The organism is Mucilaginibacter angelicae (genome assembly GCF_042434235.1).
In the GTDB taxonomy this organism is placed as follows: domain Bacteria; phylum Bacteroidota; class Bacteroidia; order Sphingobacteriales; family Sphingobacteriaceae; genus Mucilaginibacter; species Mucilaginibacter angelicae.
In genome coordinates this window covers 470045-487044 of sequence record NZ_JBHLTS010000021.1, presented here as the reverse complement: position 1 = coordinate 487044, position 17000 = coordinate 470045, and the positions used below count along the sequence as shown (strand labels likewise).

Below are 17000 nucleotides of genomic sequence, written 5' to 3'. Positions count from 1 at the left end.
CATATCTTTCGGGATCTATTATTTAATAGATGGGAACTAATAAACAAGACAAGCAAAATCAAAAAATGGTTAAATCAGCTTAATCCTGGTTCAGAAACTAACAAACAAGAAATCCTGCCCATCCAAAAAATCCACCCAAATCCCGGTTCAGATTCCTATTTTTGTGCATGCTCCAGGTAAGCGAATTATTCATTTATCCCATTAAATCACTGGGTGGTATTTCCGTACAAAATGCGGTAGTTACCAGTCGTGGGTTGCAACACGACAGGCGCTGGATGCTGGTTAATGACCATGGACACTTTATAACCCAGCGCGAGTTTCCGCAAATGGCCCTGCTCAAAGCAACGGTAGCAAATGATGGTATATTGGTAAGCCATCATTCAAACGGATCATTATTAATCCCCTTTAATAGTGAAAGAAAGCCACTGCACCAGTTTGCAGTTTGGGATGATGCTTGTATGGGGCAATATGTGAATGATGAATTTGATCAATGGTTCAGCGAGGCACTCAGCATGAAATGCCGCCTGGTTTATATGCCTGAAGACAGCGAACGCGAAGTTGACCAGCGCTATGCCAAACCCGGCATGATCACCTCCTTTGCCGATGCTTATCCTTTTTTACTGATTGGACAAGCATCTCTGGACGATCTCAATAACCGCATGGCGCAGCCTTTGCCCATGAACCGCTTTCGGCCCAATATCGTTTTTACGGGCGGCGAGGCTTATAGCGAAGATCTGATGAACCAGATAGACATAGCCGGTATAACTTTTTACGGCGCCAAACTTTGCGCCCGTTGCGTACTTACTACTATTGATCAGCAAACGGCTGTAAAAGCAAAAGAGCCGCTTAAAACCCTTGCTTCCTATCGCATGAAAAACAACAAGATCATGTTTGGGCAAAATCTGATACATGAAAATACCGGCGTAATTACTGTTGGCGATGAGCTTAAAGTTTTGAGTATCCATCATGACGAACGCTTTATTATTACTAAGAAACCATCCATAACCGCATGAAACCAACCATAACAATTGAATACTGCCCTAAATGCAACTGGATGATGCGGGCGGCCTACATGGCGCAGGAACTGCTTACTACTTTTACCGATGATATTAATGGTGTTACACTGAAGCCAAGCGAAGTGAGCGGCAGGTACACTATCAGCGTTGACGAAGAAACTTTGTTTGACCGTAAGCGCGACGGTCATTTTCCCGAGATTAAAGAGCTAAAAAAAGCGGTGCGTGATAAGGTAAATCCAGGAAAAAGTCTCGGCCATTCGGACAGGTGATCATTGCCATTTTTATAAAATAAAGTCTGTATAAAATATCCTTTCTATATAATCTATAATATTACTGGAAAAAATAGTTAATTTAGATAATATCTTTATTTAACTTTGTGAGTTTTATTTTAGAAAATGCTTTCAAAAAAAACTAAGTACGCTATAAAGGCACTTGTGGTTCTTGGCAAGAACATGGACCAGCCGCCTATGCAAATTTCGAAAATCGCCGAAGCTGAACGCATACCCAAAAAGTTCCTCGAGCAAATATTACTTGACTTGCGTAACGCAGGCTTCCTGTACAGCAAAAAAGGCGCCGGCGGCGGCTACAGCCTAAACCGCGACCCCAAAGAAATATTCCTGGTAAGTGTTATGCGCATCACCGATGGCCCTATTGCCATGGTTCCCTGCGCCAGCTTAAATTTTTACCATAAATGTGATGAGTGCCACCAGGAAAGCACTTGCGGCATAAGGGATGTGTTTGTTGATGTAAGGGATGCCACACTGAAAATATTAAGCGAAACCAGTATCGCAGATATCATCAAACGCGAAACTACCCTCATCAGCGTTTAATTTCAAAATTCATAAAACTGTCATAACGCAGTTTTTTTCAATTAAATGCTACCTTTTCCGTATACTATATATATATTTGGGAAATGAATCGTGAGAGCATTAATATTACTTACCTTAACCAACTGATCTGTTGCCATATGCGCAACGGAAAGTCGAGGCCGTAAACGTAATATTTAACCATATGTGCCTCTTTAGCTGTAGCGAAAGAGGCTTTTTTATAAAAGATTAATACTGAGAATATGCAGAGCTTCAGAACGGAACTGGAGAACCCGATTGTTGAGAAGGACATTATAGATCTTGAAAAAAAGATCCGTGCTTTTCGTGAAGGAAAAATTCATGATGAAAAGTTCAGGAGCTTACGCTTGGCGCGCGGCGTATATGGCCAGCGGCAGCCTGGGGTTCAAATGGTGCGTATTAAACTTCCTTTCGGGAAGGTTAGCTTTAAACAATTATTAAAAATTGCCGAGATCTCTGACGAGTTCGGGAGCAGCAACCTGCACCTTACCACCCGCCAGGATATCCAGATCCATTATGTAAGCCTTGACCGTACGCCCGAGCTTTGGGCTAAGCTTGAGCAGGATGATATCACCCTGCGTGAAGCATGTGGTAATACGGTGCGTAACGTTACGGCCTCTCCTACTGCCGGCATCGACCCAAAGGAACCGTTTGACGTTTCGCCATATGCATATGCTACGTTTGATTATTTCCTGCGTAACCCGATATGCCAGGAAATGGGCCGTAAATTCAAGATCTCTTTTTCATCAAGCGATGACGACACTGCATTTTCATATATCCATGATATCGGTGCTATCCCTAAAATAAACGCCAATGGCGAACGTGGTTTCAAGATCATGCTTGGCGGTGGCTTAGGCGCACAGCCTATTTTAGCCAGCATTGTTGAAGAATTTTTACCTGAAGATCAGCTGATTCCTTATATCGAATCGGTGATCCGTGTTTTTGACCGTTATGGCGAGCGCAACAACCGTAACAAGGCCCGCATGAAATACCTGATCCAAAAATTAGGATTGGATGAAGTACTGCGTTTAACTCAAATTGAGCGCACGGCCAACAAGGTAAAGTCATATCCTGTTAACCGCGATGCTGTTGACGCTCCTGCTTTGCCACCAACCGATAGCTATCCGGAAGTAACTATCAGCAATCCGCTCCGTTATGAGCAATGGCTGGTTACCAACGTTTTTGAACAAAAGCAAAAAGACTTCTACGGCGTATACATTAAAGTGCCTGTAGGCGATATCTCATCTGATACTGCCCGCGCGCTGGTTAAAACTTTGGAGCCGTTGGTGGGTAACGAAATCCGTATCACCCAAAACCAGGGCCTGCTTTTAAAATATGTACAAAAAAAAGCTTTACCTGCCCTGTATGAAGGTTTAGCTAAGTTGGAACTGGCAGCGCCTGGCTTCGACAGTCTTGCCGATGTTACTACCTGCCCGGGTACCGATACCTGCAACCTTGGTATATCGAACAGTATGACCATGGCCCGGGTGCTGGAAGACCTGATCTATAACGAATACGAAGACTTTATTTATAACCGCGAAATCAAGATCAAGATCAGCGGTTGTATGAACTCATGCGGCCAGCATGGCTTAGCACATATCGGTTTTCATGGCAGTTCGCTTAAAGCAGGGACAAAAGTATTGCCATCAGTACAGGTAATGTTAGGTGGCGGCACCGTGGGCGACGGCGTTGGCCGTGCTGCCGAAAGGGTGATCAAAGTACCTACCAAACGTGCTACCGATGTATTAAGGTTGTTATTGAACGACTATAAAGAGTTTTCGCCCGAAGGTGAAACTTACCACGAATATTACGACAGACAGGGTAAAGATTATTTTTACCGCTTACTGAAACCGCTTGCCGATTTAACTACCCTTACCGATGACGAATATATTGACTGGGGTCATCAGGAAACATTTGTTACCGCTATTGGCGTAGGTGAATGTGCCGGTGTAATCATCGACCTTGTAGCTACCCTGCTGTTTGAGTCGGAAGAAAAACTGGGCTGGGCGAATGACGCTTATGCAGATGGCCGTTGGGCTGATGCTATTTACCACGCCTACAATGTATTTGTAAGCTCGGCAAAAGCGTTATTGCTTGATAAAGGCGTTAACAGCAGCACACAAGTTGGTGTGATCCGCGAGTTTGATGCCCAATACGTTGAAAAAGGCGAATTTGAATTAGGTGGAACCTTTAACGACCTGGTATTGCAGATCAACCAAAACGAGCCATCAAAAGAATTTGCCACAGCCTATTTAGCACAGGCTACAGAATTTTTAAGCAAAAGCAAGGATAAGAGAGAGGCGCTTGTACAATAATGACTGATACTAATAAAAATATAAAAGAACCACGCATTACCCTGGTAGGCGCCGGTCCAGGCGATGCCGACCTGATAACGGTAAAAGCCATCAAAGCTTTAAAAACAGCCGATGTTGTTTTGTACGATGCTTTGGTTAACGAAGAACTGCTTGAATATGCCCCGGAAAACTCAACCAAGGTTTACGTTGGCAAACGCTCAGGCGATCATTCGTTCTCGCAGGAAGCTATAAACAACCTTATGGTTGATTATGCAAAAAATTACGGCCATGTGGTTAGGTTAAAAGGCGGCGATCCATTTGTATTCGGTCGCGGATACGAGGAACTCATTATTGCAGCGGCACACAACATACCGGCCTCGGTTATTCCGGGTATTTCAAGCTCGATAGCTGTACCCGAATTGCAGAATATCCCCGTTACCCACCGTGGTTTGAGCGAAAGTTTTTGGGTTGTTACCGGCACTACCGCAAATGGTAAGATCTCGAACGATTTGATCGACGCTTCCCGTTCAAATGCTACCGTAGTGGTGCTGATGGGCATTCATAAACTGGCCGAAATCACCGAAATATTTAAACAGCAAGGCAAGAACAAGCTACCGGTAGCCGTTATTCAAAGCGGATCGACAACTGACGAAAAAATCGCTGTTGCTACGGTTGATACCATTGTCAATGCCGTTGAAGAAAACAAGATCTCCTCACCCGCCCTCATTGTGCTTGGCGAGGTAGTATCGCTTCATCCAAAATTCCAATTGATAAAAGAGGTTTATGACGTTGTTGCCCAGGGATAATAGTTTAACCAACATCCAGGATGAAAAACAGGAAGGAAACCAGCTTTTCCCTGTTTTTTTGAAACTGAATGACCTGCATACGGTACTTATTGGCGGCGGTAATGTTGGTTTGGAAAAACTTACCGCTGTACTCAACAACAGTAATAATGCCAGGGTAACTGTTGTTTCGCGCGATTTTTTGGCCGAAATCCACACCCTTTCATCACAATATTCCGGCATCCGCATTGTACAAAAATCATTTACCGATGATGACCTGAACGATGCCGATATTGTTATAGCCGCCACCAACGACAGCGAGCTTAACAATTATATCCGCAATGCCGCCCATGACCGTAAACTACTGATCAATGTGGCTGATAAACCCGCATTATGCGACTTTTATTTAGGATCGATAGTGCAAAAGGGCGACCTGAAACTGGCCATATCTACTAACGGCAAATCACCTACCGTGGCTAAACGATTAAAAGAAGTATTAAACGAAAGCCTGCCTGCCGAGCTTGATATTACTTTGCAGCAAATGAGCGAACTAAGAAATACCCTGGAAGGCGACTTTGCCGACAAGGTAAAAAAACTAAACAGTGTAACATCCGTGTTGGTTGAGCCCAAAGCCGCCAGCCGGAAAAATTTTATCTGGCTAATCTGGTCTACTATTATCGTATCCTTAGTCATCGTGGTTACGGCACTTTATTTTAAAGAGCCTAATTTCAAAAACTTTGTAACCGGTATCGATCCAATTTTCTACTACTTTTTAGGAGCAGGTTTTGTATTTGCAATGATTGATGGTGCCATCGGTATGTCGTATGGTGTTACATCAACTACGTTCTCCCTTTCTATGGGGATTCCTCCGGCTTCGGCCAGTATGGGGGTACATTTATCGGAGATATTGAGCTGTGGGATAGCGGGCTGGATGCATTACCGCATGGGTAACATCAATTGGAAACTATTTAAATTATTGGTTATTCCCGGTATTATAGGTGCCGTAACCGGTGCTTACCTGCTCTCCTCGCTTGAGCACTATAGCATGTACACCAAACCTGTTGTATCGGTTTATACGCTGATATTAGGTATAGTGATATTCAGGAAAGCTTTCAATACACAAAAGAAAAAATCGGCCGATAAGGTAAAACGTATTTCATTGCTTGGTTTAGGTGGCGGCTTTATTGACGCTGTTGGCGGTGGCGGCTGGGGGTCAATCGTACTCTCTACCCTGATAGCCGGCGGCCGGAGCCCCCGTTTTTCGTTAGGCACCGTTAAGCTTTCACGTTTTTTTGTGGCGATGATGGGTTCGATAACCTTTATTGCTATGGTAAACAGTAGTCACTGGCAGGCTGTAGCCGGCCTTATATTGGGCAGTGCGCTGGCTTCGCCTATTGCGGCCAAAATCTCTAATAAGATCTCCGCAAAAACCATTATGGTTTCTGTTTCTGTGATCGTTATCCTGATCAGCATTCGTTCAATCCTTAAGTTTTTTGTTCCGGTACCATGAGCGCTTTAGAAAATATACAACAACATATCAATGGTCTTGGCCCCGTTGAAGCCCTGACCAAACTGGCAGAGTTTTTCCCCGGCGAAGTTATATTTTCCACCAGCTTTGGCTGGGAAGATCAGGCTATCAGCCACATGATCTTCGCCAATAACCTGCCTATCAAAGTATTTACCCTTGAAACCGGCAGGCTCTTCCGCGAAACTTATTCGGTTTGGGCAGCCACTATGAACAGGTATCAGAAACCTATCCATGCCTACTATCCAAATAACGAGTTACTGGAAGAAATGGTGAGCAAAAAAGGGCCTAACAGCTTTTACGAATCAGTTGAAAACCGCAAAGAGTGCTGTGGGATCCGCAAAATTGAGCCACTAAAACGGGCGTTAAAAGGCAACAAGGTCTGGATCACCGGCATCCGCGCTGAGCAATCCGTTAACCGCCATGACATGCACGACCTGGAATGGGACGAGCAAAACCAAATAGTTAAGTTCCACCCCATTTTCAGCTGGACTTTAGACGAAGTAAAAGAATACATCAAACAATATAACATTCCATATAATTCACTGCACGATAAAGGCTTCCCAAGCATTGGCTGCATGCCATGTACCCGCGCCGTAGCCGAGGGTGAAGACTTCCGCGCCGGCCGCTGGTGGTGGGAAGATCAATCCAAAAAAGAATGCGGTTTGCATGAAGTAGCTGCTAAATAATGAACCATGATGAACATGATTTAAGGATTGACATGAAAAATGTGCAAACTACGCTAAGCAAAAACATGAAAATCCTCTAATCAAGGTCAAAGACGCTTTTTTTATACGTAGGTCAACTGGTTGAAAGATCGGTTGGCCTTTTTTGTATAGCTTTCTAACTTTAAGATAATTAAAACATTACCTTAGATTAAGATTAAACCTAATCTCTTATTTCATGCAAGCAAAAGAAACCAAACTCCAAGACATTATAGAAGGAACCAAGCAGTATGTGATTCCACTATTTCAGCGCACATATAGTTGGACAATCAAAGAATGGGATACGTTATGGAAAGACTTATTAGAAATCAATGAGTTAGAAACTCCTCGCACTCATTTTATTGGTTCTATTGTTAATATGCCAACAACCTCGGTACCAGAAGGAGTTGCAAAATATTTGCTTATTGATGGCCAGCAAAGGATAACAACGATATTTATCTTACTTATTCTTTTAAGAAATAAAGCACGAGAAAATCAAAACAACAGATTTGCTGATGAGATAAATAACACTCTTTTAGTAAATCAATATAAAGATGGAGAAGATTATTTTAAGCTATTGCCTACTCAGGTAGATAGAACAGCTTTTCAAAATTTAATTAATGGAAGTCCAAACGAGATTGACAATCAACTAACAAAAGCCTATGTGTTCTTTGAAAAAAAATTCCGCCAACAAGAAATAGAATCAGATAAATTAAAGAAAATAATTACGACTTATTTTTCCGTTGTAAGCATAGTGCTTGATTCTGATGATAATCCATATTTGGTATTTGAAAGCTTAAATGCCAAAGGACGTGCATTATCACAGTCTGATCTAATAAGAAATTATTTTTTCATGCGAATACATATTAATAGCCAAGAAGAAATATACAATACATATTGGCTTCCAATGCAAAAGTCGTTAGACGATAATTTAACTGAGTTTATCAGACACTTTTTAATGCGAAATGGGAATATAATAAAATTGGGAGACGTATACTACTCATTAAAAGAAAATGTTTCTGTTTCAAATGCGATAGATTATCTACGAGATTTAAAAAAGTTTTCAGTCTATTATAAGCGCCTTATTGAACCTGATACGGAACCCGAAAATGATTTGAAAAAATATTTCCAACGATTAAATAGAATTGAAGTAACTACAGCATATCCATTACTGCTAAATTTTTACGACGACTATGAAAGGAAGATAATCTCGAAGGATGAATTTGTAAGCCTTTTAAAAATCCTTGAAAATTATTTGATCAGGCGATTTGTGTGTAATGTTCCTTCTAATCAATTAAATAAAATCTTTCCGTCTATATATCCTCAGGTTATATCTAAATATTCAGAAAACATAGTTGAAGGACTTAAAACAGTTTTGCAAGGTAGAGGGTATCCAAAAGATAACGAGTTCTCTTTGAGATTTAAGGATGCCAAATTTTACGGGGCCGGCGACAGGCAGATAAAAACAAAATTAATATTAGAAACCTTCGAAGAAGATTTCGGCCACAAAGAAGTAATTCCTTTTAATAATCTATCAATTGAGCATATAATGCCGCAGACGATTTCTGAGTGGTGGCAAAATACGCTTGGCGATGATTGGCAAGAAACACACGACCTATATCTACATACCATTGGAAATTTAACACTAACTGGATATAACTCAGAGCTATCAAACGATTCATTCACAGCGAAAAAACAAACTCTAACCGAAAGTCATCTTGAATTAAATAAATATTTCGAAGATAATTTGACTTGGACAAGAAAAGAGATTGAAGAAAGAGCAGAAGTATTAACACAAAAAGCTCTAAGTATTTGGAGTTTCTTTGGAAGCGACAATTCGTCACCAACAGATTTAACAGAGGTTACTGGAACAAGCCCAATCTCATTGACCATTTTAGGTCAGCAAATCCACGTAGAAAGCTGGAGGGACGTAATGGAAAAAACATTAAATGTTGTAGCTGATCTTGAACCAGCCAAATTTGAAGTATTAGCTTATAACTTTCCACGCTACATTGGCAAAGACAAAAGTAGATTCAGAGCAATTAGAAAACTTGAAAATGAGTATTTTATTGAGGTAAATCTATCAGCTCAAAGTATTCAACGGCTTTGTTATCAAGCGATGGAGACAATCGAGCTAACGTCAGAAGATTGGAATGTAAATGTGAAATAAACACAAAAAGGGGATGAAGTTTTTACACCCCATCCCCTTACAAACTATATAAAACGTAATAAAAGTTCTTATTTGTTTGTACCTGCCAGCAACCCGTCAAGCGTTACTGATACATAGTATAAGCCGCCGATAGTTGGGCCGCCTGCATATTGGTAATATCTTTTGTTAAAGATATCGGTTGCACCCAACTTAAATGTTGCATAGTATGCAGGCACACGGTAAGTAACCTGCGCATCAACTGTTTTAATTGATGGCACAGTGCCGGTAACCAGCGGACTTTCCCACAGGTATGACTGCTGCCATTTGTAAACCACGTTAAAGCCAAAGTTTTTAACTACTTCGCGGTTACCAAAAGACACGTTTCCTGACCATTCAGGCGTATTAAAGCCTGTAACAAATATATCGGAAGCTGTTTGGGCTTTCAGCTTGTTAAAGCTTACGTTGCCTGATACGGTATAGTGCTGGTAAAAATTGTAAGTGATACCTGCAGATGAACCGTAGTTATGATAAATATTTTTGGCATTGGTATAAACGCGGTACCTGCTTTGTCCCTGGCTGGCTGCGTTGCTTGATGTGCCGGTTGTAGGATCACGGTTAATATCAAGCATAGACAGTACGCCTGCATCAGTTCCCACTGTAGCGCCGTTTGGTACAAACACTTGTACCTGGCCTAAAAAACCGTCATAGCGGTTTGTATAGGCATCTATGTCAATAAATACTTTATTATCTGCAACGATACCTTTATAACCTACCTCAAAAGAAGTGATCTGCTCAGGGCGGGCAGGTGGAAGGTTAGCCACCTGTAGCAGGTTACGGTTGGCCAAAGCTGCCTGATCGCTACCACCTGCTGCATTTACGGCCGCGTTAAAGGCAACTACCGATGTCTGAGTATAACTGTTGCCAAGGTAACCTAAACCTTCGTTAATAAACGGCAAACTGCCCACACGTTTCACGCGACCGTTATTTACGTATGATAAAGCTTCAAACAATGAAGGGAAACGATAGCCGTTTTGGAAAGTGAACCTGAAGTTATGGTTTTGGTTAACCGTATAAACCGCAGCTAAACGTGGCGTAAATTTAGGATCAAAGTATGGGTTACGGTCCCAGCGGATAGAACCGAATAATTTCAGCTTCTCGTCAAAAAAAGTTTTGGTAACCTGGGTAAACGCGCCATATTTTTTGTAGATCACATCTTTACCGAAAGTACCATCTGCAAGCGGGGTATTCCTGTCGGCAATCGGGCGACTAAAATCTACGAAGTTATTGCCATCTGGTGTAATGCTGTACACACGCACATCAGCGCCAACCAGCAGGTCAACAAATTTCACTTTGCTGCTCAAATCCCATTGAGCTTCACCATTGTACATATGGCTTTTTTGTACCAATGCAGCACCGCCGGTAACCGGGGCATTAGGGATCAGGCTTGATTTAATGTCCCAGTTATTAATGCCGATAATAGTCTTTCTCAAGGCATCAAACTCAGGTGTACCGGGTTCAACACGGCCTTTATCAGCAGCAGCACGTGCAGCCTGTTCGGCAGCGGCAAGATTTGCCGATGTTAATACACCACCATTATAAGCTTTTAAAGCATTACCATACAAAGTGCCCCAGGCCGAGTTACTGGCGTGGTTAAGATCCAGGTTATCAGCCAATGGTTTTACGTTAAATGAGTTGCCGGTATTTTCGATCGATTCGTAACCACGCACCAGGAAGTCTTTTCCTTTTAACTCAATTTTATGATTCTGAACGGTAGCTCCCTGTAACGAGATCTTATTACCGCGTTGAAACACGCCGTCCAATTTTCCGTAACGGTAGGTGTATGAAAGTACTGTGTTAGGGGTTAGCTTATATGATAAAGTACCATCAAGTTTTAGGTTTTTCACATGCGGATCAACCAAATCAATTTCATTGTAACCGGTACGTGCTACAGTAAGATTTGGGCGGGCCTTGCCATCAACAGTAATCCCTTTTATTGATACAGTGTTACTGCCGGCAAGCGCATCGTCACCATATTTGTTCCAACCATCATAAGCTGCATTACTGGTCCCTGTTAATTCAGGGTAAGCAGGGTTGGCCGATTTAAGGTTGGTTGGGTTTTGATCAAGACGGGTATCAGATTGCCAGTCCTGGCCTTGCATGTAGCTAAAGTTTACTTTAACGGCAAACTTATCATTAAAAGCTTTGGCATATCTTAATGCATCCTCTGTAATTGAGCTTGCACCTAAACGGTCGTTCCCCACATGATTAACGGCCTGGCGATGATAAAAGCTTAAACCCTGGTATTTAAAAGCATCTTTAGTAAAAAGGTTTGATAACCCATTAATAGCATTGGTGCCATAAAGCGCCGCTGCCGCACCTGGAGTTATTTCAATGCTGGCAATATCCAATTCGGTTGGGCCAATAGCATTACCAAGCGGTACGCCTAACGTAGCCGATTGCATGTCGACTCCATCAACCAGCTGCATAAACCTGAAGTTGTTCGGGCTGTTGAACCCCCGTGTATTCGGCACTTTCAGGGTAATACTGGTGGTGGTCATTTGCACGCCTTTAACATTCTCCAAAGCATCGTAAAAACTTGGGCCAGGCGATTGTTTCAGCGCTGTAATGCTCAATTTCTCGATAGCTACAGGTGACCGGAGCAACTTTTCTTCCTTACGGGATGCGGTTACTACTACCTCGTTAACCAGCAATGATTGCGTAGTAAGGGTAATATTTACCGCGCTGTTGGCATTTTTAATATAAAACTCCTGTGGCTGGTAACCTATAGCGGTAAAAATTAGTGTATAGGGTAATTTGGCACTGGTGGTTAATGAAAACTTGCCAGTGGTATCGGTTGATGTTTTGTTGGTTGTACCTTTAATAGATACGGTTGCCCCTACCAGTGGCTTGCCCTGGTCGTCGTTTACCTTTCCGCTCAATATGTATGAGCCGTTAAGCTGTGCATAACTTAGTCCCGGCAATAGTACCAGGAAGAGCACAATTATTCTAACTGAGTTTGTAAAAATTTTCATGAAGTAATTTTGTGGTGGTGGTAAAAAAAAGTGATTGGTTGGTTGATTATTGTTATTGAAAGGCTATGTTCAACAACAACACATTACAGTATGGGGCTGCATTTTTAACATGGACTGAATGGCAATTGCATTAAAAAGATACATTGTCTATAGAATTAGTCGACAAAAATATAAATTTAATACTGACTGTCAAGCGTTCCGGTATCTTTTTTTAACCTTTTGATGATTTTAGCACCATTTCACTATAAAATCCATCACTTTACTGGATATTTCAAAATAAACCAAGCCTAATTTCCCCCAAATTTGTAATATTGAAGCCTCAACCTGTATTGTACTAATGGCTTTCAATTACCAACGCATCGTTATCAAAATCGGCTCAAATGTTATTACCCAGGAAAACGGTCTCCCCGACCTGCCCCGGATAACACATTTGGTTGAACAGATAGCTGCGATAAAAAAGCAGGGCATTGAAGTAATCCTGGTTTCATCGGGCGCTGTAGCCTCCGGCCGCAGTCTCATTACCGTTTCTGAAAAATCGGATGCGGTTGCTGCCCGCCAGGTGCTGGCTTCTATAGGGCAGGTAAAGCTTATTAATACTTACTCGCACCTGTTTGAGCAGTTTCAGATCCTATGTTCGCAGGTTTTGGTTACCCGCGAGGATTTCAGGGACAGAATGCATTACCTCAACATGAAAAACTGCCTTGAGGCCTTGCTGCAATATGAAGTGATCCCGGTGGTGAATGAAAACGACGTGGTATCGGTAACCGAGCTCATGTTTACCGACAATGATGAACTGGCAGGCCTGATAGCCTCTATGCTTAATGCCAATGCCCTCATCATCCTGACTAACGTTGATGGCATTTATAATGGCGATCCTAAAGCAGCCGGTTCGGCGGTGATAGATGAGGTTAGCGGTAACGAGCTTGATTTTTCAACCTTTGTATCATCGGGCCGTTCGCAGTTTGGCCGCGGCGGCATGATCACCAAATCAACCATGGCGCAAAAAACCGCACAGTTGGGCATTTCGGTACACATTGCCAATGGCAAGCGGGATCAGATCTTAACCAATGTTTTGGAAAACAAGGTTACGCATACCCGTTTTATCCCCAATAAAACAGCATCGGGCAAAAAGAAATGGATAGCCCATTCCGAAAAATCGGCTACCGGCAGCGTGCTGATCAACGCCGGTGCAAAAGCCGCGCTGATCTCAAACAAAGCAACCAGTTTATTGCCCGTTGGTATTGTTGGTGTAATAACCGACTTTAAAAAAGGCGATATTATTAAACTGATAGATGATACCGATAAACTGGTTGGCTTAGGCATTGCCGAATATGGTGCCGATAAGGCCCGTGAACGCATCGGCCAAAAAAACCAGAAGGCACTGGTACATTATGATTATCTTTATTTACAAGGCTAAATACCATGAACTATAACAGCTATTTTGATAAAGCACGTGAAGCAAGCCGCAGACCCACCCTTGCCCCTGCCCTCATCAACCGGGTTTTGGAAGATGTAGCCGCTGAAGCCATCGCTCAAACCGAATATATCCTGGCCGAAAACCAAAAGGACCTTGACCGCATGGATCAGGCTGATCCAAAATACGACCGTCTTAAACTTACAGCCGAGCGGATTAAGGGTATTGCCGGCGATATGCTAAGCGTTGCACAGCTGGATAGCCCGCTTGGCAAACAACTTTCGGCTACTGAAATGCCTAACGGTTTATCGATATCAAAAATACGTGTACCGCTTGGCGTAGTTGGTGTTATTTATGAAGCAAGGCCTAATGTTACGTTTGATGTTTTTGCGCTTTGTTTTAAAACCGGCAATATCAGCATATTAAAGGGTGGCAGCGATGCCGATTTCTCTAACCGGGCTATCATCTCGGTTATCCATAAAGTATTGGCGAAACATGGTGTCGATGTTAATGTGGCAACCCTGCTTCCGGCCGAGCGTGAGGCCACTACAGCCTTGCTTAATGCCATTGGTTATATTGATGTGCTCATCCCAAGAGGAAGCCAGTCGCTGATTGATTTTGTGCGGGATAACAGTAAAGTTCCGGTTATTGAAACCGGCGCAGGTATCGTGCATACTTATTTTGATGAATCGGGCGACCTTGAAAAAGGTGCTGAGATCATTGCCAATGCTAAAACCCGCCGCGTAAGTGTTTGCAATGCTTTGGATTGTTTGATCATTCACTCGGCCAGATTAAATGACCTGCCCCGCCTGGCACACATCCTTAAAGAAAAAGAAGTAGAGATCTTTGCCGATGAAAAGGCTTTTGAAGCAATAAAAAGCGATTATCCTGCCAACCTTTTACATGAGGCCAGCCCCGAGCATTTTGGTACAGAGTTTCTTTCAATGAAAATGGCCATCAAAACGGTAGGTTCATTTAACGAGGCTTTGGCATATATTGCTATAAACAGCTCCAAGCACAGCGAAGCCATCATCTCCGAAGATGCTGAAAACATTGCTCAGTTTTTAAATGATGTGGATGCAGCGGCTGTTTACGCCAACGTATCAACTGCCTTTACCGACGGCGCTCAATTTGGTCTTGGTGCTGAGATTGGCATCAGCACTCAAAAGCTCCATGCACGCGGCCCTATGGGCCTCGAAGAGCTTACCAGTTACAAATGGCTGGTTAAAGGTGACGGGCAAACCCGTAATCCCTAAATTATCCCGCAAAATCTTATTGCATAAAAAAGGTGCTTACTCTGTGAAGTAAGCACCTTAAAAGTGTTAGTCTGTATTGTTAAGCGTTTACTTTATCAAGTAGTTGGCTGCGGCAATAAAGCAGATAATCACTAAAATCACGCCCTGTAATTTTTGTTCTAAAGTCAATTGAGTTAACATCTTTTTATTAATTAGGATATAGCAAATTTATAATGTAATAGGTCTGTTACAATAGGCAGTATCATTTTTACATTATTTTTAATAAATAATGTTGCTTGTTTTTATAATAGTCAGCCCTACATTTATTATTTAAAATTTTAGCAACAAATGTGTTTTAACTTTGAAATTAGTGTATCACTTACACCTGTTACAAATGCACTTTTTATAGCAAAATCCACTGCTTAAACGCCCGTTTATTTCTTTTCTTCAACCAGTCCTTTTTACACTAAGCATATCAAAATTCTTTCGCTTATTATTCAATATTAATATGATGTTAAGGATATAGCCGTTAAAACATTTAACTCATATTAAAGAAACAATGAGGTTTATAATAGTAAAATGAAGATATAAAAGCAATAATAATCTTCGATTTTTACTATGTTAATCTCGGAGTTATACTTAATATAACCCATGCAATAAACTGAATAACAACATATATTAACTATAAATTAAAGCCAAAATCACGGCCAGGTTCGTACATTTTACCCTATACTGACTAAGCATATGTTAACATAAAAATCAAATAGGTATCTTTGCGGCATTATGAGTAAGCATGGCAGGATATTAGTGGCAATGAGCGGCGGGGTTGATAGTTCGGTAGCAGCAGTGATGCTGCATGAGCAGGGCTATGAGGTAATTGGTTTAACCATGAAAACCTGGGACTATGCCTCATCGGGCGGCAGTTCAAAAGAAACCGGCTGCTGCAGTTTGGACAGCATCAATGATGCGCGTGCTTTGGCTGTTGGCTATGGGTTCCCTCACTATATATTAGATATCCGCAATGAGTTTGGTGATTTTGTGATCGATAATTTTGTCGATGAGTATTTGGCAGGCCGTACCCCTAACCCATGCGTTTTATGCAACACCCATATTAAATGGGAAGCATTGCTGAAACGTGCAGATAAACTCGATTGCGAATTTATAGCCACGGGGCACTACGCCAACATCCGTTTGCAGGATAATGGCCGTTATGTCATATCAAAAGGTAAGGATGCCAATAAAGATCAATCATATGTATTGTGGGGCGTATCTCAAAAAAACCTTGCGCGTACAAAATTCCCTTTGGGCAGTTTTTCAAAACCCGAGATCAGGCAAATGGCGCTTGATATGGGGCAAATTGAACTCGCCGGTAAAAGTGAAAGCTACGAAATCTGCTTTGTACCAGATAACGACTACCGCTCGTTTCTGCGTCATAAAGTTGAAGACCTTGACGAACGCATAGGCCAGGGCAACTTTGTGCTTACTAATGGTACAGTAGTAGGTAAACACCAGGGCTATCCTTTTTATACCATCGGCCAGCGTAAAGGTTTGGGCGTAGCATTAGGTCATCCTATGTTTGTAACACATATCGATCCAAAAACAAATACCGTTGTTTTAGGCACCGCTGATGAGCTTGAACGCAAACAAGCCTGGGTAAGAAATCTCAACCTCATTAAATATGAAACTATAAATGAGCCGCTTGAAGCTATTACCAAAATACGTTACAAGGATGCAGGTGCTCAAAGTAGTATTCTTCAAATGGGTGAACACATGAAAGTTGATTTCCATCATAATGTATCAGGCATAGCGCCGGGCCAGTCGGCTGTATTTTATGAAGGGGATGACCTGCTTGGCGGCGGTTTCCTGATGTAGTGTAGTATGTTATTTGTTGTAAAGTTTAAATGTTGTAAGGTTAACATTTTCCCTGGCATTTAAACTTTACGGATATAAATGTGATCTTCTTTTGTATCAAAACATTAACAATCTTTCAATCTGACAGCCTTT

Annotated in this window: 12 protein-coding genes; 11 read left to right on the top strand and 1 reads right to left on the bottom strand. The window is 42.0% G+C overall.

Annotated elements, in window-relative coordinates; genetic code table 11:
• Window positions 1–167: 167 nt before the first annotated feature.
• The 8 genes from ACFFGT_RS11580 (at window position 168) to ACFFGT_RS11545 (ending at window position 9336) form a co-directional block, all read left to right on the top strand.
• Window positions 168–1013 (top strand): MOSC domain-containing protein, encoded by an 846-nt coding sequence (locus ACFFGT_RS11580; protein WP_377022691.1) that lies wholly within the window; start codon window positions 168–170, stop codon window positions 1011–1013.
• Entirely contained in the window at window positions 1010–1285 is a 276-nt protein-coding gene (locus tag ACFFGT_RS11575; RefSeq protein WP_377022690.1) for an Rdx family protein, read from the top strand. The genes ACFFGT_RS11580 and ACFFGT_RS11575 overlap by 4 nt, the downstream gene beginning before the upstream one ends.
• Window positions 1286–1411: 126 nt before the next feature.
• A complete protein-coding gene (locus ACFFGT_RS11570; RefSeq protein ID WP_377022689.1) occupies window positions 1412–1846 on the top strand; it encodes an RrF2 family transcriptional regulator in 435 nt (144 codons plus the stop codon).
• Between the two features lie 239 nt (window positions 1847–2085).
• The gene (locus tag ACFFGT_RS11565) at window positions 2086–4176 is read left to right on the top strand and encodes a ferredoxin-like domain-containing protein (protein ID WP_377022688.1); all 2091 of its coding nucleotides are present in this window, start codon (window positions 2086–2088) and stop codon (window positions 4174–4176) included.
• Entirely contained in the window at window positions 4176–4961 is a 786-nt protein-coding gene (gene cobA, locus ACFFGT_RS11560; protein ID WP_377022687.1) for a uroporphyrinogen-III C-methyltransferase, read from the top strand. Before ACFFGT_RS11565 ends, cobA begins: the two co-directional genes overlap by 1 nt.
• Window positions 4939–6447, top strand: coding sequence for a siroheme synthase domain-containing protein (locus ACFFGT_RS11555; RefSeq protein ID WP_377022686.1), 1509 nt, complete (start codon window positions 4939–4941; stop codon window positions 6445–6447). The genes cobA and ACFFGT_RS11555 overlap by 23 nt, the downstream gene beginning before the upstream one ends.
• Window positions 6444–7151, top strand: a complete 708-nt coding sequence (locus ACFFGT_RS11550; protein WP_377022685.1) for a phosphoadenylyl-sulfate reductase — start codon at window positions 6444–6446, stop codon at window positions 7149–7151. Before ACFFGT_RS11555 ends, ACFFGT_RS11550 begins: the two co-directional genes overlap by 4 nt.
• A gap of 214 nt (window positions 7152–7365) precedes the next feature.
• On the top strand, window positions 7366–9336 hold the full coding sequence (locus ACFFGT_RS11545; RefSeq protein WP_377022684.1) for a DUF262 domain-containing protein: 1971 nt from the start codon (window positions 7366–7368) through the stop codon (window positions 9334–9336).
• A 68-nt stretch (window positions 9337–9404) separates the two neighbouring features.
• Here the strand turns inward: ACFFGT_RS11545 and ACFFGT_RS11540 are convergent, their stop codons facing one another.
• Window positions 9405–12347, bottom strand: coding sequence for a TonB-dependent receptor (locus ACFFGT_RS11540; RefSeq protein WP_377022683.1), 2943 nt, complete (start codon window positions 12345–12347; stop codon window positions 9405–9407).
• A 337-nt stretch (window positions 12348–12684) separates the two neighbouring features.
• Here ACFFGT_RS11540 and proB point away from each other — a divergent pair, with 337 nt between their 5' ends.
• The 3 genes from proB (at window position 12685) to mnmA (ending at window position 16868) form a co-directional block, all read left to right on the top strand.
• A complete protein-coding gene (gene proB / locus ACFFGT_RS11535) occupies window positions 12685–13764 on the top strand; it encodes a glutamate 5-kinase (RefSeq protein WP_377022682.1) in 1080 nt (359 codons plus the stop codon).
• Between the two features lie 5 nt (window positions 13765–13769).
• A complete protein-coding gene (locus tag ACFFGT_RS11530) occupies window positions 13770–15017 on the top strand; it encodes a glutamate-5-semialdehyde dehydrogenase (protein ID WP_377022681.1) in 1248 nt (415 codons plus the stop codon).
• 762 nt (window positions 15018–15779) lie between these two features.
• The gene (gene mnmA / locus ACFFGT_RS11525; protein WP_377022680.1) at window positions 15780–16868 is read left to right on the top strand and encodes a tRNA 2-thiouridine(34) synthase MnmA; all 1089 of its coding nucleotides are present in this window, start codon (window positions 15780–15782) and stop codon (window positions 16866–16868) included.
• Window positions 16869–17000: the final 132 nt, after the last annotated feature.